This window comes from secondary endosymbiont of Ctenarytaina eucalypti (assembly GCF_000287335.1).
In the GTDB taxonomy this organism is placed as follows: domain Bacteria; phylum Pseudomonadota; class Gammaproteobacteria; order Enterobacterales; family Enterobacteriaceae.
Genome location: NC_018419.1, coordinates 140,846 through 164,819, shown reverse-complemented (window position 1 = coordinate 164,819; position 23,974 = coordinate 140,846). Strand labels below are relative to the sequence as shown.

The window sequence follows — 23,974 nt, the reverse complement described above, 5'->3', positions numbered from 1 at the left end:
ATTGCGCTACTATAGTGATGAAATATCCTGATAGGTGTTTGATATAAAGAAACCTTAACCTAAAGTTAAGGAGGAGTCGCCTAAGGCGCTTAAGATGCATGTATCAATCATGATACTCTCTTGAGCTAAGCAATAACAGCAATCTATTTCGCCGCAAGCAGGGTGTCAATATAAAGCTATATTCGAACTATGAAAGTCACTACTCGCTGGAAATTATCCTCTAAAAGACACGCCCCGCTTGGAGCAAGAAAGCACCTGGCACTCTACGCACCCAATGACCGGAAACAGGCATATTCCGGTTCACGAGATTGCTTGTTACTCTTATACAAACTAACCTATTCCGCAGGGATAGGTATAAGCTAAGTCTTAAGCATGGGGGATTCTCTTTCCTAGTAGGCCAGCTATCCTTAGATCTCTCTATAATTAACGCTGAAGATATTGCAACGCTGACTAGCAGCACGAGAACCTATTAAGCCAGTAGTGGCCGTCAAAACATCATCGGGATAGGAGAGGCACTCTGACAGAGTCGTTAGAGATTTATAGGCATAACATGCCTAATAAATGTTTATTATCTTTCTTACACGCGCTGTAACACACTGGCATGCAACTTCTCACCGAGACAATAGCAATAAGCCTCTATTATTGTTAATAACTGCATGTATTAGTGTTAGAGAAAATATAGATACGAGAGGTGCGGCGTCAAGGTGTTTCAATGTGCTGTTAATGTATCTTCCATGCTTTTTATTGGTATAATTATAGAACATGAGAAAATAAAAAATAAGCATAATTTTTCTTATAAAAAATTCTAGCTACCACTATGTATGTAAAATAAGGCAAGAGTCTTAGCGTGATTGACGGCACTTCCATTGCACTACTGGATATCTTTTTGACTTTCCCGCGCCCGCGGTTTAATCACGTTCTCTCGAACGTCTTGATAACTTTGAGCTCATTAGGCAATACAGTTCTATTATACGATTCTTTCTTATGACTCATGCTTTAGGTAGTTATTAGCCACTGGCTAAAGTAGCACAATTTTCCCGTACTTTTTCGGATATTCTATTCTACCACTCACGCTTTCATCAGGTAAGTATAGCAGATGAGTAAAGCATTTAAACTAGTTACATCGTTTAAACCGTCAGGTGATCAGCCAGAAGCGATTTTCCGCCTGAAAACCGGCGTAAAGAATGGTTTAGCCAATCAGATTCTGCTAGGCGTGACAGGATCAGGGAAAACCTTCACCGTGGCGAACGTGATCGCCGATCTGAATCGTCCTTCTATGGTTTTGGCGCCCAACAAAACGTTAGCGGCACAGCTATACGGCGAACTTAAATCCCTTTTCCCCGATAACGCGGTAGAGTATTTCGTTTCCTATTATGACTATTATCAGCCAGAAGCCTACGTTCCAAGCTCTGATACTTTTATCGAGAAAGATACATCGATTAATGAACATATTGAGCAAATGCGGCTATCCGCGACGAAAGCGCTCCTGGAGCGCCGCGATGTTATCGTAGTGGCATCAGTATCCGCAATCTATGGTCTTGGGGACCCTGATGCTTATCTAAGAATGGTGCTACACTTAACACACGGTATGCTTATCTCTCAGCGTAGTCTCGTTAAGCGGCTATCTGATCTACAGTATACGCGCAACGATCAAGCGTTTCATCGCGGCAGCTTCCGGGTACGTGGCGAAGTTATTGATATTTTTCCTGCTGAGTCTGACGGCCTTGCAGTACGCGTTGAGCTTTTTGATGATGAAGTAGAGCGCTTGTCGCTTTTTGATCAGTGTACAGGTTGCGTCGATCAGGAAGTGCGGCGTTACACTATCTACCCGAAAACCCACTACGTCACTCCGCGCAAGCGGTTAGCACAAGCGATAGAAGATATTAAATTAGAAATGGCTGAACAGTGCCGGATGTTGCTGGCCCACGGCCAGCAACTAGAAGAGCAGCGCTTGTCCCAACGTACCGCCTTTGATATCGAAATGCTAAGCGAGCTAGGATATTGCTCAGGGATCGAGAACTACTCGCGCCACCTATCCGGACGTAGACCAGGTGAACCCCCGCCGACTCTATTCGACTATCTCTCAGCTGATGGCTTGCTTGTGATAGACGAATCGCATGTAACTATTCCTCAAATCGGTGGAATGTACCGAGGTGACCGTGCACGTAAAGAAACTCTGGTAGAGCACGGTTTCCGTCTTCCTTCATCACTAGATAATCGACCGATGACGTTTGAAGAATTCACTGCACGAGCGCCGCAAACCATTTACGTATCTGCTACACCCGGCCCCTATGAACTAAAAATATGCGGCAACGCAGTGATTGACCAACTCATTCGACCGACCGGTCTCTTAGAGCCACGCATTGAAGTTCGCCAGGTCACCACCCAGTTAGAGGATCTCTTGTCAGAAATCCGTCAAAGGGTAAAAAATAATGAACGAGTACTTGTGACTACACTGACCAAGGGCATGGCCGAGGATCTAACCGAATATCTTGCAGAAAACGGCGAACGGGTGCGCTATCTGCATTCAGATATTGAAACTATAGAGAGAGTAGAAATCATCCGTGATTTACGTCTCGGCACATTTGACGTATTAGTAGGCATCAACCTATTACGCGAAGGGCTGGATATACCCGAGGTCTCGCTAGTAGCAATTCTAGACGCCGACAAGGAGGGTTTTTTGCGCTCCGAGCGTGCTCTCATCCAAACAATCGGCCGAGCGGCACGTAATCTTAACGGGAAGGCTATACTCTATGCCGATAAAATAACGCGGTCTATGGCGCGAGCGATTGAAGAAACCGAGCGACGGCGGGAGAAGCAACATGCTTATAATCTGGTGCATGGGATTGAGCCTCGGGGGATGAGTAGAACAATCGTTGACATCATAGAGCTTAGACGAGCGCCAGCGCACTCTAAAAAGAAAAAAAACAAAGCGATTGCAGTAGTACCTCAATATTACAATACAACAACGAAAGCGCTGTCAAAGGAAATTCGTTCACTAGAAGTCCGCATGCAGCAACATGCAAAGAATCTAGAATTTGAAGAGGCTGCCACCCTACGCGATCAAATTCAAATCCTGCGTGAGCAAGATATCGAAATCTTTTAACAGAGTTATCAGAATGGGTGGAAATTTCTTTTAACCTGGGAGCCTTGTGCGACAAGAGTGATGTGCAATCTATTTTACCCCCCCAGCAGAGCTATTATTGTGTAATCTGAACGGCCAGACGCAGATCTCATACCACTCAACGTTTGTTGACCACCTTCGACCAGACTGTCGATTCTGATTCGAAATCATAACTTATAACCGGCATCATTAATAAGATGACTTATTAATTCATTGATAAAAATGAATTAATAAGTCATCTTATTATGTGTTGACGTTTTTCTGATGCTTCTGAGCTTTCTTTACTTGCTTGCTGAGAAAACACAGGGGGCTAGGCTTGTCTGCGTCAAACAGCGCTCGACCACGCTCTCAAAGAGAAGTCTTTTTTAGGTGCAGAAAAAGCTGACTCATTCAATGAGAATCTGAGAACGAAATAGTTCTTGAAGCCATGTTAATAAGCAATGCGCTTATGCGGAGCCAGTGATTACTAAAGAATTTCTATTTACTTTAACATATTCAGGCTTAAGATGTAGTTTACGATCATGACGTTCTGTCAAGAAAGAAAAAATAGAACCGCTAACTCTACCGCTCCTGACTGCACAAGATCGGCTCAGTCCATCCGATGCGCGTCACCCTACGATTTCAAGTTAGTATCTGGAAAGCAGTTTTAATTCCTAAAAACAGAAGGTTATAATCATCCGGTGACTAACTGAGAGGAAAATAGACATATGCGGTTTAACAGACTATTGGGTAGTGATCTGAGCCTACCTGACGCCAATGCGCAGGCAAGAGAGGAGATCAAAATGGTGAAAGCACGTAACTATATACGCTATAAGGGACCCTCAATCCAGCTCGTATCTCTAAACAATAGTCCTCCTCATAGAGCTCATCTCATCCTCACCTCCCCTACACTACAATATTCTAGAAGAACGACAAGATTTGGCTCCTCCGAAGAACCCATAAAATGGGCTACTCAAGGCATTAGATACAGTTACCCTGAGAGGTGGACCAAGGATAACACTAGGATAGATTTCATGGTCTGACCGTGAAGCTGAAGAGGCTGACAGTAGTGTAAAGACCTCAATATTAAAAACAATTTGATACGGTTACTCCCGCGGAAAATCTGACGAATAACGACGTGAAACCATCTATTTTTATAGGCTTAGATTGGTCATCTCTTTTCAAGATTACGATGAAAATCAAAAGCATGTATGGCTCATACCCCGTTTTTTATAATTCTTGTGAGGTAATTACGCTAGCATACTTGCAGCCTCCCGAGCATAGGACAACATCATTGTCACCGATCCTTAACGCAGCGATGTATTGTGTGTGGGGCATATTCTTATGCTATCAGCACAGAACCCCTATAGAATAGGGCTTTCCCCTCATAGTAAATGTGCTTTACTAGGGACTAAAGATTATACCAGACCGTAAAAACGAGATGTGTAGCTAGTTAAAATATTCTGTTACTCTATTTACGTATAGTAGTACGTTGAACGGAAGCATTTTTACCCCCGGGTAGTGCCGTGCTCTTTTGCGCTCGGCGATGGCGAAAGAACACGCGGAGCTGAGCTGAGCACGCTTGAGACAGTAGGCCGCTAGTGAGCATCATGTGATGGTTCATTCCCGGATGGCCAAGCACATCCAGCAGCGAGCCCGCTGCACCGGTTTTTGCGTCATAGGCACCAAAAACTAAACGGCGGATACGAGAGTGAATCATTGCGCCAGCGCACATTACGCAGGGTTCTAGCGTCACGTACATCACCGTATTCAGCAAGCGATAATTTCCTATCTTGCGCCCCGCATGGCGCAACGCAATGATTTCCGCATGAGCAGTAGGATCATGATGGCCAATAGAACGATTCCAGCCTTCGCCGAGAATATTCTCGTTTAAAACTAATACCGCCCCGACCGGGACTTCGCCTTCAGCCTCCGCGTAAGATGACAGCGTCAGAGCATGACGCATCCAAAATTCATCTCTGCAATGCTCTCTCATGAGCCTCTCCCATGCTGCTGATAACTGCGGTGGATTATACTTGGCATGCTGTAGGTAAGAAAGGACGACTCACTCTAGTTAGAATGTAAGCTTTTATTTTACATAAACTAAAAAATTTTTTCTTATTAATTAAAGAAATCAATTTTTTGGTAATGATTACTTTCTTGGCTCAGTATATGTATTGCGAGATAGGATTTCTGTTAAGAAAAAAGTTGAAAGTTACTCAATAGCTGTCTGAAAATAAGGCCTTTAAGTAGCAAGCTTTTCTATCAGCATGAATATATAAATAGATGAATAAATTTTTTACCAAAAAAGAAGACGACTTTTTAAAAAAGTAGGTTATTTTCTACCTAAATTTACCTTAAGAGCGTGGTGGTGATGATGAAAGTACTTGTTAGCTTTTCGCTCAGGGTGTGATGGAATGTCATCATCTCGAGCATTAAACTTATGGAGTGACCGTTCAATATACTCCCGAACTATTCTCTTCTTAGTAAGGATCTTAACGGTGAATAAGCGGCACATACATCTCAACATGCGGCAAAAATATTTTATTCAGTGGATCCCAAAAGCAGTAAAGTATTTAATGAAGATAAATGAAACGCTCATCTGGGTTGATATTGAAAAATGCAACAATAGAGGGTTAGAAATCCCTAAGAGTTGCCGTGCTTTATATGCCATGATTTTCTTCAGCTTGATCGCATAGGTGTAATACTACTGACACGGCAGGTTATATTGGATTAGATAAAGAAAAACCTAAGAGAACATCCTAGCAAGATCAATTGATGGCACTGATGAAAAAATTTTTTATCATAATGCTGATGGTAAAGAAAAAAATTACACATCTGATGCCGTCGTGCCAGAGAGGCAGTGTTATCCTGCTGAAAAATACGCGCATAAGCTCGCAATCGAGATTAAGAATTTAAAAAACAGGATGACCCCCTGCGAAAAAGCATCGGTGTTCATTAATACTCCGTAGCTACCATGGCCGTATCCCGGTTCAAAATAGTTCTAGATAATCATCTTAGTCTGCACGACTCCGATGTAAAGTTAGGCAATGCGATGGCAAGAGTTTAATAGTTTCACCAGATTATATTATCAGAAAAAAACGAACACCGTTATTATACCTTCACAATAGCGCCGCTGGCGGTTAACTGGTCATTCACTATAGTTTGTTCAAGAACACTGAAAAAATATAACAATAATATTTATATTATTAAATATAAAAAAATAACAAGCTATAGCATCTCTCAACAGAGTTGATTAATTTAATATAATACTTTTAATTATCAAACACGCCATGTATGCTCACTAGATACGTTTCTGTACTGTAAATTAAGATGATTTTACCAAATCATAAAAGTACGAGAATCTGTGATTAACTAGCCGCTCTGTTTCTCCGCATCTCTCTACAGTCCCCAATGGGAATACTCGGAATAAAACTATTTAACCACTGCAGTATAAGGCAGGGAGATTTTTTAAATCATGTAAGTCTCCCGCTGTCAATCTGAAGATATTTTGGATGCTCTTGATGCTCTCTCGGTGTAACAGGTGCTTTCATCATGAAACGCAGGAACCGTCGTCCTTCATCTGCATATTGTAAAAACCTCATGGCATCAAGTGAACTAAATTTAAACGTCTATCGGGGATCATGTCGTTTACCCATACAATGTAAGAGTCAGTTAGGTATTAACCCGATCCACGATCACATCATTTGAGTCATTTCTTGATATTCTTTAACTAAAAACCTATCCGGAACAACATGCGACTGTCTAATATTATCCTGACTTTCAGGGGTCGAGTACTATCTATAGCATGAGCTACTCAACTGTCTAAACACGAGTAGCCGGGAGAGACGGGTCCTCACTCTAGAACTCCTAGATACTAGTTATTGCGTCAGTAGTGCCACTAGGCTTCTTAATGCTCCTTGCTGTTTTGCAGTATCTGTACCGGAAAAGCCTTGATGCAATCATCCTATCCCTAGCATATCGTCAACAAAAGACTGCCTCAGCATCTACTTTACTATCTCGAGACAGAGAAAGTCGGGGCTTAACTGGTGACGCTAACCATTACAAATGGCATCAACTTACACGATATGGACATACTCTAGATACCCTTATGCCAGAGGTTTTCAGCGATACGGAATCGTGTGTCTTATCACCACCGAGACATGCATCTATGCGGGGTATGGTGCAAGCGCTGAATGAAGAGGGTAGACATCAGCAGCTATAGTTACATTAAATGAAGCAGAATTTGACCAGAAAGAGTACCATGTCCAAGACGTACGTATAACTTTGACCTACAGTTAGAGTACAGACATTCTATTCCCTAGAGATTTTTTTTAAAAACACGCCTTATTATATATTTTGCTATAATGTTAAAAAGTATACATCTTTTCAGGCATTATTAGAGAGCAATCTGCCCCCCACTTTTTCTCTCAAGCGTAACTTTATGGCGTTAGATCTCATAAAAACGGTACACTTAAAATAAAACCCCTCTTCTACTAAACCTGTATAGAAGAAATATATGAATTTTGATTATTTAACAAATCTACTATTGTTCTCATGACGACACCTGTGCTCCGCCGACGCCCGCTCGGCAAAATTGATGTTCTGAGGGAATCGGAGATCCCTCCCCTGCTGAAACGCTTGTATCTGCAACGTGGCGTTTGCGCACTTGGTGAGCTGGAGCGTGGCGTGCGTGGCTTACTACCTTACCATCAATTAACAGGTATCGAGCAGGCGACAGATCTTCTGGTCGGTGCCCTAGTAAACCAATGCAGGATAATGGTGATCGGGGATTTCGACGCGGACGGTGCAACTAGTACGGCGCTGACGGTACTGGCGCTACGAAAAATGGGCGCGAGAAAAGTCGATTTCTTGGTACCGAATCGTTTTAAAGACGGCTACGGCCTGAGCCCCGAAATTGTAGAGCAGGCCGCTGCACGCGGCGCACAGTTTATCGTAACTGTAGATAATGGGATTTCTTCCCATGAAGGCGTAGTTCGAGCCCATCATAAAGGGATCCGAGTGCTGATCACCGATCACCACCTACCTAGTGATACGCTGCCAACTGCCGATGCTATCCTGAATCCTAATTTACACGGATGCACCTTCGCCTCCAAATCTCTATCAGGCGTAGGCGTAGCATTTTATCTAATGCTGTCGCTTCGAGCGCGTCTTAACGACGGCATCTGGTTTACGCAACGAGGCATTGCAGCCCCCAAACTAGCGGAGTTGCTAGATTTAGTCGCGCTAGGTACAGTAGTAGATGTAGTACCAATGGACGCCAACAACCGTATTCTGGTACATCAGGGGTTAAATCGCATCCGCGCAGGCCAGTGTCGTCCTGGGATCCAAGCACTAGCCGAATTAACTAACGGTGATCTCACGCAGCTTCGTGCCAGCGATCTGGCCTTTAGAATTGGGCCGCGTTTAAACGCCGCCGGTCGGCTGACGGATATGTCGGTCGGAGTTTTGCTGTTGTTAACAGATGAGATCTCACAGGCTCGCATTCTGGCAACCAAGCTAAATGCCCTTAATAAAGCTCGGCGCCAAATCGAACAGGGCATGGAAGCTGAAGCTTTGGCGCTCTGTCAGGCGATGTCGTGCGACGAGAATACGATGCCCTGTGGTTTAGCTATCTACCATGCACAGTGGCATCAGGGTGTGGTGGGTATATTAGCGTCGCGGATTAAAGAACGTTTTCAGAGGCCGGTTATCGCCTTTGCGCCTGCCGGGGATGGCATATTAAAGGGATCTGGACGATCAATTCCCGGATTGCATATGCGTGACTTGCTGGAACGACTCAACACATTACATCCCAATTTAATGCTGCAATTCGGCGGCCATGGGATGGCCGCCGGCTTAATGCTGAAACAGACACAATTTGACCGATTCCAAGAGGACTTCTCTACTCTTGTAGAGGAGTGGATAGATCCAGCCATGCTCGAAGGAGTGATTTGGTCAGATGGCGAGCTGTCTGGTCCGGAACTTTCGGTGCGCACGGCGGAACTTCTGCGAGAAGGCGGCCCATGGGGACAAACCTTTCCTGAGCCTCTATTTGATGGGCGGTTTCGCGTGATACATCAGAAGCTGATGGGGGATAAACATCTTAAGCTGCTTCTGGAACCGTTGGCCGGCGGCCCTATACTCGATGGCGTCGCTTTCAACATCGACTCGCATCTTTGGCCAAACCCTAAGGTAAATACCCTAGAGTTGGCCTATCGTCTCGAAGTAAATAATTTTTTCGGTAATCGCCGCTTACAACTATTCATAGAGCATATCTGGCCGTTATCATAGACTGCATCAACGAAAATAAATTAGATCATATCTACTTTCAAAGTAGATATGATCTAATTGTTTACTGCTTAGTTGAATTCAATAGAGCCTGTTACTAATAAAGTGTTTTGAACTAAAAGTACTTTTATTTTTGTTAATCAGCGCGACAGTAATAGTCGTATTTTTTATAAGCCCATGTTGTCATTTATACACTGCTGATTTTAAAACGTATAGTTATTATTATAGTGATGTTTATCTAATACCTTCCATTGGAGTCCGCATCAACCCCACCCCTTGCTCTCTTCCTTAAAAGAGCACTATGAAAGAAATGTGTCTCTAAAACTTTATCAGCCAATCCTGCTCGGCGTTTCCAGTAACTACCCCTTATGCAATCAGGCACGGTCAGTAAATCAGTGGCGCTCCTACCAAATCTGCCGCCTGCCAGATTGTGGTTATGCCTTACTATGCGCGTTTTAACATCATCCTGAGCACTTTTCTATATTGCATGTACTTAAAAAATTAAGACCCAGCACCCTCCAGTACAACACGTCAGAAGGCATTTCACCTCATCTTAATGTTTTATGTTGACATCAACTGCGTTCTTTTTATTTTCACTCAGTTAAGATTAACGTAAACATGCTAGAATCTGCTTGATTAGTTTAAAGCTTAAGTATTCTGGAAGACCATGCTCCACACTCAGAGAAAGCCTAAACACTCATTTCGCCATCAGCACCGTGTGGTAATGACTCTGATCTGAGCAGTTCATAGATCGGCAACGCCCATCAAGAGACTCGATTCTATTTATGCCACACGGGGCGTCATACATCGATGCTGTGAGAACATAGCCCCAATTGGGCACTGTTTTTCAGTAAGCCAAGGAGTACTTTTAAAATTTTTCGTACACATACACGTCATATGTTATAATGAAGCCAGTGATCCATTCCAATGCACACTTAAAATTTCGATTGGTTCACTCAAGACCGTTCGGCACTATGATACTCAAATAGGTAAGACATTTCCCTGCTGAGACCTCGGGACAGAATATACGTTTAAAACGCCCAACAATATTCGCATTGCTTACCGACCGATGCGGCTAGGATGGCATGCATTAAAATTTAAATTTTTTTCAATAACAACTTTAAGTATTAAACCTTTAATAAAAGTTAGGACATGCATATCCTGTCAGGATAACGAAAAGGATACAGCAGGATGGAGTCATTACAAAAAATTATTGAAACCGCTTTTGAAAAACGCACCGAAATCACGCCCGTAAACGTTGATTGCACTAGCCGAGACGCCATTCATCAAGTGATCGCTTCACTTGACAGTGGCGCGCTGCGCGTAGCGGAAAAAATCAATGGCGAATGGATTACACATCAATGGCTAAAAAAAGCCGTGCTACTTTCGTTTCGTATCGCTGAGAATCAGCTCATCGATGGCGGCGAAACACGTTTTTTCGATAAAGTGCCTATGAAGTTCTCAGGCTGGGATAGCGAGCGCTTCCAGCAGGCAGGATTCCGCATCGTACCGCCAGCTAGCGTTCGCCTGGGTGCCTATATCTCCCGAAATACAGTACTAATGCCCTCCTATGTTAATATTGGAGCTTATGTGGATGCAGGCACTATGATAGATACGTGGGCCACCGTCGGGTCTTGCGCGCAAATCGGCAAAAATGTTCATCTCTCCGGAGGCGTCGGTATTGGCGGCGTGTTAGAACCGCTGCAGGTCAACCCAACCATCATTGAAGATAACTGTTTTATCGGCGCCCGCTCAGAAATCGTCGAAGGGGTAATAGTACAAAAAGGCGCGGTCATTTCCATGGGCGTATTTATCGGCCAGAGCACAAAAATTCTAGATCGTGAAACCGGCGAAGTGCATTACGGCGCGGTACCAGCTGGTTCAGTAGTTGTTTCTGGTAACATACCTTCCAAAGACAGACGCTACAGCCTTTATTGCGCAGTCATTGTAAAAAAAGTTGATGCAATTACCCGCAATAAAGTAGGTATCAATGAGTTATTACGCACTATCGACTAATATTATTCAATACTGCAGTATTCTCGCTATGTTATTACAGTACACAAGACGGCGCGAAACCGCTATAAGCTTATTTTTTATTGTTGAGCAATTTAAAATTTATTAAGAGTCAGGCGCTAGCAAGGTTATTTTTATAGTATGCAAACGGTATTCTTGGGCATTCCTTACAGCGTTATTTGCTTAAGTGCTTTTTCCTTTCCATAAGCTCCTATTCTATAGCATAGGCATAGATGCTTACGTGATGGTGATTTTAAATAAATGTAACCGTTTCAGCTGGTTATAAAATATCAGCTACTGTCATTATTTGAGGTATCATTGTTGCAGCTTAAAGACTCATTTTTAAAGCTGGTTAATAGTCATGATTATTAAGCTAGCTACGGTCCGGTACCCGGATCGGATACGAATAAGCTGTTGCTTTTCTTCTGCAAGATTGCATCATGAAAGTAAATTGCATTTTAATAGTAGTTAGCTATCATATTACTAATTTTACGATGAATGTGCTTTATTAAAAAGACCAGAATTTTTACATTAGTGGTACTTTCTGGTGATAAATCAGCATATATCATTTAATCTGTATTGCTATGCATTTCTAAATAAAGCAACAGGCTCTACTGTGCCTTATTTAATATCACGCTACTGAAAATGTTATGCTCTTTCAGTATACTGTGCAGACTGGCATCATTCATCACTAAATGCGTCTTTTATCCCATCTTGAGGTTTTATGCTAATTTTAATTATTGTGCCTTATTCTTGATCTAAGATCAGTACAGGGTGTATTAGTAGATACTTCACTAATTAAAAAATTAAGTAACCATGGTCTCTGAACCTTTCTGAACCTCTCCAAAAGAACCGATATATCTTTTATATCATCAAAATGATAGTGAAGACGTGATGTCTACATAAAATAGCGATCTCTTACCCCATCTAAGAGACACTTTGTCCGGCTATGCCATAATAGTGTAACTATTTATGCATGTTATCACAGAATCTTATTTTCTGATAGCCTGGTTATAAATAGTCTAGTGAACACTTTTAAAAATAGCACTATGTGCTGAAATTTACAATTGCGCTCATCTGATAATAACCAAAATGTTTTATTCTAAAAAGTTTATTACTAAGAAAATGATGATGAGATGGGCCTTTGGTTTTTTGAGAGGCACTGAAAGATCCCAGTTAACTCAATATTTAAATTGATCAAGCTTCTTCTGATATTCCTAAATATTTTTAGGGTCTAATGCAGGCTGAGAAAATACACATTGCAGATTCCACGTTGGATCGTATCATTTAGCGTCTAAAAGCAACCATTCATTCTAAATAAACATAAAAAAGCAGCCCAAGTACAGCATGAAAGAAGCAGTCATATCTTTATGCTCATAGAACACTGGCCGCAGAGTGTAGTAATAGCAGTTATTGCGCACCTGTTCATGCATAACTTTTCACCATCATAAAGATCAGGTTCATATTCGAACGGCTAACATGATAAAGAGTAGAAATGGGCATTAATCCCATCAATCAAACCTTCATTAACCGATCAGTGCTACATCACTGGCTCCCTCGAAAATAATCAACATGATCTACCTCATAAGATAATTATTGTGGATAGTGATCCAGAAGAAAGAAGTCTTGATGCTGTTGATGCTGTTATACCCCAGAAAATCCTACCGTCAATCTTGTACGGATTTAGGACCTAAGAGTTGTTAATCACTTCACATGCTACTATTATTGATTGCTTGAGCTTTTTCTCAGAAGCCATATAGCTGCATAACAATAGTCCCTATATTAAATTAAGGTTATCGAGGAAAACTGAGCTAAAAGAGTTCACGTGATATCACGTTAGTCAGTAAAGTGCTTTCTAACAATTACATTATAAGTTAGATATCAAAAGGTTATATTCTCCTTGAGACAAGAAACACACGTTACTAAAATTTGATAGTGGGGTAGTATGATGCTCTGCGAGAAGATAAACATCTTTTTAATAAACGCTTCTAAAGCGGTAAGAAAGCGCTTTATAAAATATGTTATAAGTGAATTTAAGAGTGCACTATTCATTAATAGAAAAATTAGAGTCGTTATTGTTGAGAAAAAGTGTCTTATCATTTAGCAAGTCATGCGAAGGAAGGTAGCGGCTGGCTTTTTGAATACCTTATGTTTGTAAAATTAGTTACGATATCTAACCAGAGGCGCATAAACACACAGCATCTTTGAGCGTCGATATCATGGGCACGAACGGTGCTCTGAAATCTTCTAGGCGGTTCGTTGCTGACCTGCAGTAAAATCTATCTCAAACCAATAATTCGGTCATGATTCTTGACAATTAGTCATCTTAAGCAATGTTCTTTATAAATAGAAAAAAAGAAGAAATGAGGTTATCACCACATGCACTAGCTGCAACACGCAAAGGTCGGAAAGAGGTACACGTAATAATCACCGTACTTAACTACATAACGCTTTGAGAAGTTTCGCATTCCAGATTGGCATTTATCTTACCTCGGTATTAAATTCTAAGAATAGTGATAGACGGTGAACAAGCGTTAGTTTATCGACTTGATTGCTTACCGCGGCGTCTTCCGACATTGCCAGAAGAGCTACCGGTTCGTCGAGGTTGAGTGCTATGCCTACTACGAGGAGCAAGTCTCGCTATAGTTCGTGGAATCTCTAATGGGCTCGACGAAGGAGAGCCCACTTTTCTCTTCTGGCTGGGCGCAGATAGACTGATATTTTCTGGATCGTAACCCGGTAATGCGATACGTGGAATTGACTTTTTCAGAAAACATTCAATCTCACGCAGCAAACTTAGCTCCTCCACACACACTAAAGATAAAGCTTTTCCGGTAGCCGATGCCCGACCAGTACGTCCAATACGATGAACATAATCTTCTGCTACCTGCGGTAATTCATAGTTAACTACATATGGCAAAAGATCGATATCGAGACCACGGGCTGCAATGTCGGTGGCCACTAAGACGCGAATGCCGCCCTGTTTAAAAGCTGCAAGAGCTCTCGTACGCGCTCCCTGGCTCTTATTTCCGTGAATGGCGGCGGCGTCGATACCGTTCTTGTTTAGCTGTACAGCGAGATGATTGGCACCGTGCTTGGTACGAGTAAAGACTAGTACCTGCTGCCAGTTGTTACGACCAATGATATAGGATAGCAGCTCACACTTTCGCTTTTTATCTACCATATGCACAAACTGGGTTATTTGTTTGGATGTAGTATTATGGTGCGCTACCTTAACTGATGCCGGATCATCTAGTAAGCTTTTAGCTAACGTTTTGATCTCGTCAGAGAAAGTCGCGGAAAACATAAGACTCTGCCGCTTTATTGGCAGCAGCTGCATCACCCGCCGAATATCATGAATAAAGCCCATATCTAGCATACGGTCGGCCTCATCTAGGACTAGGATTTTTACATGGGAAAGAGCAACGGCACGCTGATTTGCCAAATCTAAAAGACGCCCCGGGGTCGCTACTAGCACGTCCACGCCGTCACGCAACTTCATTATCTGTGGATTAATACTAACCCCGCCAAACACCACTAAAGAGCGCAGCGCAAGATGAGTACTGTACTCGGTAATATTTTCTCCGATCTGTGCCGCAAGCTCCCGGGTCGGTGTCAGAATAAGAGCCCGTACACCTAAGCATTGTTTACCTACAGGCGGCGGGCGCTGATCAAGCAATTGTAAGATCGGCAAGGTAAAGGCAGCGGTTTTTCCAGTGCCAGTTTGAGCACTGGCCATAATGTCTCGGCCTTGTAGTGCATAAGGGATAGCTTGCTGCTGAATTGGCGTCGGTTCGAGATAGCCTTTGTCCGCTAATGCGCGTAAAATCTTGGTACTTAGGCCAAGTGAATCAAATAGCATAAACTAAAAAACTCCAAATCGGCCCCGACGACGCTAGCGGAAACTGCGCGCATGGGGATAATGCACATGGAAGGCACTGCCATACCATTTGCAAAATAAAAATAATGAAAGTATATTAGCACAATCCCTAAGCGTTAAGAACGAGTATCTGGCACAAATAACTGGCTTTCTTGCCCCGTGCACCTGTTAAAGCTACACGGGGCAAGAAAGCTTAGTATCTCTACATATCAAAAAATAACGTGAATAAAAACGGCCGAACCTAATGAGGCGGGAAAGCATGAAATTCAAGATATCGCATGACCCCTTGAGGTGCTCATATAATCAAGCAACGCTATACCATGAAAACAAACATGATGGTATTTTTTATTAAGAACCTTGCAGGATACTAGTAAAGTTATTAAGGAATGATTATATACACGATCCGTATCTTGGATTATCAATGCCGTTAACTAGAACACGTTCGAACGTTGCCTCTTGGGTTATTTTAAAAATTTTTTTCTGATCCGGAAATCTCACGGCTCTTCTCCAAAATTTTACCGACTAAATTATCTATGTCGGTGCCGGTGTAATAAGTCTCTCACACATTCTCACTCTAGGGCAGCTTCCGGTTTCTGGTGGAGTAACTTGCTTCAGCATCCCCTGGATGCGGGAGAGCGTTGTTGAAAAAAAGTTCTTCTTGACAGGCTAACCTTGAGATAAGCGCATAATGCTCGTTCAGTGCGTTCTTCCTTTACCACTATCCAATTCGCGATGATCTTATCGAATTCTTTGCAATCCAGGAAAATATTGCTTTTTAAGATGAGACGCATTCTGCCCTCACGTAGGCAGAGAGGCGTAGTGCTGTCTTTTCTAGGCCACTGAGGGCGCGGTTAGCGTTAATACTTACTTTCTCCTCTTACCCGCGCGAATACTACTGCTTGACTACCGTATCCAGCAGGTCGCCGCTGACAGTAATAAGTTTTACTCAGAATCAGTTAGAAGAAACAGTTGCAATCACTGTAATAACATTATCCACAAAATCGATAGCGTCGTAGAGCACTTTATACTTTAAATCTATTCCTAGATCATTGAAACGATCATTAGAAGATAGCAGCAAGTTAGCATGCACGAACAGCAGCGCCTCTGGGGATACCTGATCTTAAACGGCCCATAAACCCGTGATATCTAGTATATCAATATAAATTACTTGAACACACCAATAGATGAAGACGTCCTAATCAGGCCAAGCGGTCCTCTGGCTGATTTTTTCCTTGGATACAACAGGATAACTTACATTGGCGCTAGTGCAAACGCGGAATCTGCGAACTTTATTAGTGCCAGTAAGAATGATCGCCTCACCTGCCCTTTTTCAAAGGGTGCCTATGCTTAAAAGACAAAGCTATGGTTTTAGGTTGCTTACATGACCATCTCCGTAACTTATCAGGGATGTTGTCAGTGCATACCCTACACAGACGTGCGCATGGAATGAGACTGAATTCCCCGCTAATTGCTAATAAAATAAGCCACATCTCTCTGCATTTCTAGATGCAAGGCCCCTCGGTAACAACTGTCAAGGGATGGGTTGAGCGTTGCTAAAAACACCACTCACTATAGCAATCAAATAGATGGTGTGCCGTTTATCGGCTAGTTACGTTTTATTCGTGCACAACTAGGCTCAAAAAGTTAGCGTACTCAATGAGAACCTCCACGAAAAAATCCAAACAGCTGAGAAAAATCTCAGAGCAGCTACTAGTTTATGTATATAACTCCCCGGAGTATAAAATCGACCTTGTATATGGAGAATAATAAATAACATTAATGAATTAAGATGAGCGTCGGTGCCCAAAAATACGCAGAAGCACTAAGAAAAGATTGATAAAATCTAAATAAAGACTCAGCGCACCGACGATAGAGCATTTTCGGAACTGCTCTTTGTTTTCCAAAGAGAGTTCTGCGCCCATGTTTTTCAGTTTCTTAGTATCATAGGCGGTCAATCCCACAAATACTAATACACCGACATACGTCACCGCCCACATCAACGCAGAGCTTTTAATCCAAACATTCACGAGCGATGCGAGCAAAATACCGATGAGAGCCATCAACAGCAGGTTGCCAACAGTGCTTAGATCCCGCTGAGTAGTATAACCGTAAAGTGTCATGGCGCCAAACATACCGGCGGTGACCAAAAATGTGCTTGCGATCGAAGACGCCGTGTAGACGATGAAAACGCTAGCAAGCACCAGCCCAGTGAGAGAGGAGTAAAGCATAAAAAGCGATGTCGCCACCGATCCACTAATGTGGCCAATCATGCTAGAAATAACAAATACCAGCACCAACTGAGCAATCATCAAACTAAAAAAAATTAACTGGCTTGAGCAAATAAATTGCATCAGCTCCGGTGTACGCGAAGCGTACCAAGCAACGAAGGCGGTTAACAGTAGTCCACAAGTCATCCAGCCATAGACTTGAGCCATAAACGGCTGCACCGTGCTATTAACACGTTCTACGATGGAACCTTGGGGGCGAGAAAATCGGTCCATAACTATCACCTGTGAGTCAGTAAACATTTTAAGTGGTACGCGAACAGCAAAAGTCTAGGCTGAGCGGACAACTAGATTTGAATAACCATATCATAAAAGCGCGGGAACCGAGAGTATTGCCTGCAATTACGGTATACTGCGCTAAAAACACCAGTCTCATGTCGTCTGTCCCACTAGACTAGTAGGCTCCCTACCAACATGCAGCTCTGTCAATGAAGCGATAAACTGCTAACGGCGAGCGGGCTCTCGTGTTAAGAACGGCACTCGAGTTTTGGCAGCTCTCTCATATTTAAACTTGCAGAAGAGCTTCTATCTTATCGCCGAGGATGAGCTCTAAAAAATCTTTTCAACAAAAACATGGGGTCTGAGTGAGTAGGTTCTGGTGATACCCTCCTATCTTTTTTAGAAATCACTGCCTATTACGAATAAGCTGATCTTACACTGCTTGGCACAGTTCATAGTATCACACTGAAAATATTGTGCACCCCTGATAGATAAGTGCCTTCACTTTGATGCATAAGTCTTAATTGCTCAACATGAGGTTGAAACATATTTAGTCTATTGCAAAAGCCGGCAGCCGACTTTTTTTGGCTGTTCTGGCGGAGACGACATTAACTTCGGTACAACCGAAGAACACATTCCATAATCAGCATCTAGGCGCTGAAATAATTTACATAAATCGAGTGATTAACCGCATTCTCTAAGAGAATGTTTCTCTATCTTTGCAGGAAATAGCTGACAGTTTGTATTTCTACGTACACTCTCAGAAATACAGCACGGCTGCAAAGCCTTACTATCTATAAGAGAATTAGTGATTGTAAGCTTTTCTTTGCTTTATGTAGAGATTATTTTTTTTCATGTGCATGTAGTGAGTTACATGCAGGGATGACTCTCAATGTCTATGTATTCGCAACCACCTCTCAGAAATTATAATAATACCATATATAAAAAAATTAGTTATCATTTACACTTACTAGATAACACTCATACGCCTCAGTGCGCAATACTTCTGAGGAGTCATCCGAAAGTATGCGACTATGAGGAAAGGTAGGCTCATGGATGGCAATCATAAAAGTGCACAACCAAGTTATGCGTTTAGGAATACCGAACTACTATTGAATCGAATAACAGTAAATGTTACTAGCAATCAACCCGTCACACACTCTAGTGTGTTGCAGTGCACCTATTCACGTTATTCAGTTTTAATAAAAAATGGCTATCATTTCCTCTGTTCGGTTTACTGATGATATCTCACTGCATGATGTTACCTTGTAGCGAATAATTAAGTCACAGACCCGAACCATACAATGCTATTGATTCAATCAATCGGTTCATCAGGGGATCGGGATAAACGCGTAACTGCAAAAAAGACTTCGTCCGTAGCTGACAGGCTTTATAATACACTTTTCCTATTATTGTTGCAGCCCATGAATGACTACGGCACGCACTATGCTCAGTGGCTTAAAGACAAGAGACCTATCTAATATGGAAATATTCCGCGGTTTGCCCGCTCTGTCAGAATTTCGCATTAATCAACTCCTGGTCTACTGTCAGGACTGCGCCCATCTTCTGCTTGAGAATATTTATGCCGAATACATCTATTTTGTCGATCTTAGATCGGTGCTCAAAGAAGTCGAGGCAAGCAAGCTACAGCAGCTGTTAAAGTATGATTCTTCTATTGCCGAACAGAAGCCGCGGGGGCGTCTATTACTGGTGACGCCAAGACCCGGCACGCGGTCTCCCTGGTCATCGAAAGCGACGGATATTGTTCATAACTGCGGGCTGCCTCAGGTTGCGCGTCTAGAGCGGGGATTAGCCTATTATATTCAGGCACCTAAGTTGAGTGAGACGCAGTGGCAGCAGCTCACTTCTCTGTTACACGATCGTATGATCGAAACAGTATTTTCCTCTCTAGATGAAGCGCAGACCTTATTTTCTCAGCATCCACCGGCTCCGCTGGCGCTAGTAGATGTGATCGGAGAAGGACGCGGTGCGATAGAGGTGGCTAATGTCTCTCTAGGTCTAGCACTCGCTCAGAACGAGATCGATTACCTCTTCGAAATCTTCACCCACTTAGGGCGCAACCCCAGCGATGTCGAGCTGTATATGTTTGCGCAGACCAACTCTGAGCATTGCCGGCACAAAATTTTCAATGCTCATTGGACTATTGACGGCCACTATCAAGCCAAATCGCTGTTTAATATGATTAAAAATACCTTCGAGCGGACTCCTGAGTTTGTGTTGTCTGCCTATGAAGATAATGCCGCGGTGATGGAGGGATCTTCAGTGGGTCGTTTCTTTCCCAATGTATTAACAGGTCGGTATGATTTCCATCAAGATGTAGCACATATTTTAATGAAAGTCGAGACCCACAACCATCCAACCGCTATCTCTCCCTGGCCTGGTGCATCTACTGGAGTTGGCGGCGAAATCCGCGATGAAGGCGCTACCGGCCGCGGTGCTAAGCCGAAAGCTGGTCTGGTCGGTTTTTCAGTCTCGAATTTACGAATCCCTGGCTTCGAGCAACCGTGGGAAGAAGACTTCGGGCGTTCAGTGCGCATCGCTAGCGCACTAGATATCATAACCGAAGGAGCGCTTGGGGGTGCCGCGTTTAATAATGAATTAGGCCGCCCGGTACTAGCCGGCTATTTTCGCACCTATGAGGAGCGGGTCGATAGTCATAATGGAGTGGAGTTGCGAGGTTATCATAAGCCCATCATGCTAACCGGTGGCATCGGAAATATAAGCCCATCACATGTAAAAAAAGAGACAATTAGAGTAGGCACCAAGCTAATTGTTCTGGGAGGTCCGGGCCTGAAAATAGGCCTAGGAGGCAGTGCCGCTTCTTCGATGACCTGTGGGAAGTCAGACGCTGAATTTGATTTTGCTTCCGTACAACGTGCAAACCCAGAAATGGAACGCCGCTGCCAGGAAGTAATCGACTGCTGTTGGCAGCGGGCTGGGAGCAATCCAATTCTCTTTATCCATGATGTGGGTGCAGGTGGCTTGTCTAACGCGATTCCGGAGCTACTAAGCGCCGCAAATCGCGGTGGCTTTTTTCAATTACGCGACATTCTCAATGACGACGCGAGCATGAGCCCGCTGGAGGTGTGGTGCAATGAGTCCCAGGAGCGTTACGTTCTAGCAGTGGCTCCAGAGCAGCTAGCCGACTTTGATACCATCTGCCGACGTGAACGCGCACCCTATACGGTCATCGGGGAAGCGACCAAAGCGTTGCATCTGACCCTAGAAGATGACTACTTTGGTGACCGACCGATTAATCTGCCGTTACATATCATGCTCGGAAAGATGCCAAACATGCCGCGTGAAGCTACCACTCTGCAGGCTTGTGGGAGGCCCCTGAACCGCGATGGCATGACAATTTCTACAGCTATCCGCCGCGTTCTGCATTTACCGGTGGTGGCTGACAAAACGTTTCTGATTACCATTGGGGATCGCAGCGTAACTGGCATGGTGGCGCGCGATCAAATGGTTGGTCCATGGCAAGTACCAGTGGCGGACTGTGCTCTTACTACAGCCAGCCTTGACAGCTATTATGGCGAGGTCATGTCCATTGGCGAACGGGCGCCGGTCGCCCTATTGAATTTTTCTGCTTCCGCCCGTTTAGCAGTAGGAGAGGCCCTGACCAACCTAGCGGCGACGTACATAGGCGATATCAGAAGGGTAAAGCTCTCCGCCAACTGGATGGCCGCCTCGGGTCATCCTGGTGAAGATGCCGGCCTGTATCAGGCCGTGAAAGCGTTAGGAGAGCAGCTTTGCCCAGCCCTAGGGCTGACAATCGTTGTGGGTAAAGATTCGATGTCCATGAAAACATGCTGGCAGGAGGGAGTGGAAAGGAAGGAAATGACCTCCCCGCTGTCGCTAGTTATCAGCGCATTTGCCCGCGTAGAAGATGTTCGTGCAACCGTGACACCGCAATTAGAGACCGCTCGTGACAATGCCCTGATGCTCATTGATCTAGGCGCCGGGCATCAGGCGCTAGGCGGCACTGCCCTTGCGCAGGTGTATCGTCAGCTGGGGGACGAAACTGCTGACGTGCGCGCTGTGGGGCAACTAGCCAACTTTTTTAGCGTCATGCAAGAACTAATAAAAAAAGGGACTCTGTTAGCCTACCACGACCGCTCCGACGGAGGTTTACTAGTTACTCTAGCGGAAATGGCATTTGCTGGCCACTGTGGCATTGATGTCGATATTAGTATGTTGGGCGATGATTCATTAGCCGCTTTGTTTAATGAGGAGCTGGGGGGGGTAATCCAGGTTGCCGCGGCCGACCAGGACATAGTGACGGCCCTATTTCGCGAGCAAGGCCTAGAAGATTGTGTGTATTATCTTGGTACAGCACAGCCCGGTGATCGGTTTATTCTAAGCTCCGGGAAGCGCATTCTCTACAGAGAAAGCCGGACTACCCTCAGAACCTGGTGGGCGGAAACCAGCTGGCAGATTCAACGGAGGCGCGATAATCCTGAAAGTGCTGATCAGGAACATGCTGCCCGCCAGGACGATAACGATCCGGGAATAACAGTAGTCCTTAGTTTTGATCCTATCGATGATATTGCCGCGCCTTTGATCGCTAAGGGTGTGCGCCCAAAAGTCGCAGTGCTTCGGGAACAAGGCGTGAACTCCCAGGTAGAGATGGCAGCGGCTTTCCACCGTGCGGGATTTGAGGCTATCGATATCCATATGAGCGATCTACTCACCGGAGAAGCAAGGTTAGACAAGGTACATGCGCTCGTGGCCTGCGGTGGCTTCTCCTATGGCGATGTCTTGGGTGCGGGTGAAGGTTGGGCGAAATCAATTTTGTTCAATTCGCGAGTGCGTGATGAATTCCAGGCGTTCTTTCATAGATCCCAAACCTTAGCACTAGGGGTATGTAACGGGTGTCAAATGATGTACAATCTCCGCGAGTTGATTCCAGGTTCAGAGTTGTGGCTCCGCTTTGTCCGCAATAAATCCGAGCGTTTTGAAGGAAGGTTCACCCTGGTAGAGATTACTCAAAGCCCGTCCCTACTATTGCAGGGCATGGTCGGCTCCCGTCTGCCTATTGCCGTCTCCCACGGTGAAGGTCGCATTGAGGTAATGGACTTACTGCATTTGGCTGCGCTTGAGCATGCAAGGCTGGTGCCGCTACGCTATGTAGATAACTACGGTCAGATAACGGAAAACTATCCTGCAAATCCTAATGGCTCCCTGCATGGCATCACCGCGCTAACCAACACTAGTGGGCGGGTTACATTAATCATGCCGCACCCTGAACGGCTATTCCGTAGCGTCAGTCACTCCTGGCACCCTTCGGGGTGGGGTGAGGACGGACCTTGGATGCGCCTGTTTCGAAATGCACGAAAGCAGCTTGGCTAGGTTTATTGAGGTCATTCGTGCCGGCACGGTCCTCCGGCCGTACTATTTACCTGTCAAGTAACGCCTCTTTCGCTATCTTGCCCAGCAAGCGACTATTTACTTTTCATTTTACCGCTTTCCTCTCTATAGGTCACCTCTTGGTATCATCAACAAGCGATATAAACAATCACCTCAGTAGAAATTGAAAAAAATATTAAGAGAGCACCGCTACATGTACACCTAATCATAGTGTGCTATTACCATGATGACTCACTAAATGATAAGAAATTTTTTCTGAAAATAGTTACTAGATAGTTTTATCAGTCACGCGCATAACACCGATCTAGTAATAAATCTGATTAAGCAACCTTTTCCAGGCCCAAGATATGATTGAAGAGATTTCTCTGACAGATATCACCAGATCAGGGACTTATTAGCTGAATTTTAATTCAACGCATTCATTGCCTCGGGTCACTGGATGCATTTTCAACATAGAATCTATCGCAAAGAAAAAATTAAAATCAAAAAGTAGCAGACCGACAACCACTAAATCAACACAGTTCTTTGACAGTATGTATATATACATGCTCTTTACCGATATGTAGAGCAAAAGCTTTGCTTATAATGAGGGAGGCCATCGCCTGTCTACTCAGTTAGGGGCACTAATAGGGCTAATGATCTAGTTGGTTTTTGGTCTTTTCTGCGAGATGTTACGGGGATTTTGACGTGATTGTTAAACTTATTAGGCACTGCCGTTGCGAAGCAGCGAAGACTGTTCTTTGTACAATACAGGATCTAAGGCAGTTTGTGTCAGCATAAAAACGTCAACTT

Annotated in this window: 7 protein-coding genes; 4 read left to right on the top strand and 3 right to left on the bottom strand. The window is 43.9% G+C overall.

Features of this window, described 5'->3' with window-relative positions:
- The first annotated feature begins 1,096 nt into the window (after positions 1-1,096).
- Entirely contained in the window at positions 1,097-3,106 is a 2,010-nt protein-coding gene (gene uvrB / locus A359_RS00395) for an excinuclease ABC subunit UvrB (RefSeq protein WP_014887799.1), read from the top strand.
- Between the two features lie 1,468 nt (positions 3,107-4,574).
- Here the strand turns inward: uvrB and tadA are convergent.
- The gene (gene tadA / locus A359_RS00385) at positions 4,575-5,099 is read right to left on the bottom strand and encodes a tRNA adenosine(34) deaminase TadA (protein WP_014887797.1); all 525 of its coding nucleotides are present in this window, start codon (positions 5,097-5,099) and stop codon (positions 4,575-4,577) included.
- Positions 5,100-7,660: 2,561 nt separating this feature from the next.
- Here tadA and recJ point away from each other — a divergent pair.
- Both recJ and dapD read left to right on the top strand, forming a co-directional pair.
- Positions 7,661-9,397: a single-stranded-DNA-specific exonuclease RecJ gene (gene recJ / locus A359_RS00375; RefSeq protein WP_014887794.1), complete on the top strand. Its 1,737-nt coding sequence runs from the start codon at positions 7,661-7,663 to the stop codon at positions 9,395-9,397.
- Positions 9,398-10,585: 1,188 nt separating this feature from the next.
- Complete coding sequence (gene dapD, locus A359_RS00370) at positions 10,586-11,410, top strand: 2,3,4,5-tetrahydropyridine-2,6-dicarboxylate N-succinyltransferase (RefSeq protein WP_014887793.1); 825 nt, start codon at positions 10,586-10,588, stop codon at positions 11,408-11,410.
- Between the two features lie 2,536 nt (positions 11,411-13,946).
- On the opposite strand, the gene A359_RS00365 is transcribed toward dapD, so the two are convergent.
- Both A359_RS00365 and A359_RS00360 read right to left on the bottom strand, forming a co-directional pair.
- Complete coding sequence (locus A359_RS00365; protein WP_014887792.1) at positions 13,947-15,269, bottom strand: DEAD/DEAH box helicase; 1,323 nt, start codon at positions 15,267-15,269, stop codon at positions 13,947-13,949.
- A gap of 1,802 nt (positions 15,270-17,071) precedes the next feature.
- Positions 17,072-17,788, bottom strand: coding sequence for a Bax inhibitor-1/YccA family protein (locus tag A359_RS00360; RefSeq protein ID WP_014887790.1), 717 nt, complete (start codon positions 17,786-17,788; stop codon positions 17,072-17,074).
- 1,485 nt (positions 17,789-19,273) lie between these two features.
- Between A359_RS00360 and purL the strand changes: the two genes are divergently transcribed.
- Complete coding sequence (gene purL, locus A359_RS00355) at positions 19,274-23,164, top strand: phosphoribosylformylglycinamidine synthase (protein ID WP_014887789.1); 3,891 nt, start codon at positions 19,274-19,276, stop codon at positions 23,162-23,164.
- The last annotated feature ends 810 nt before the right edge of the window (positions 23,165-23,974 follow it).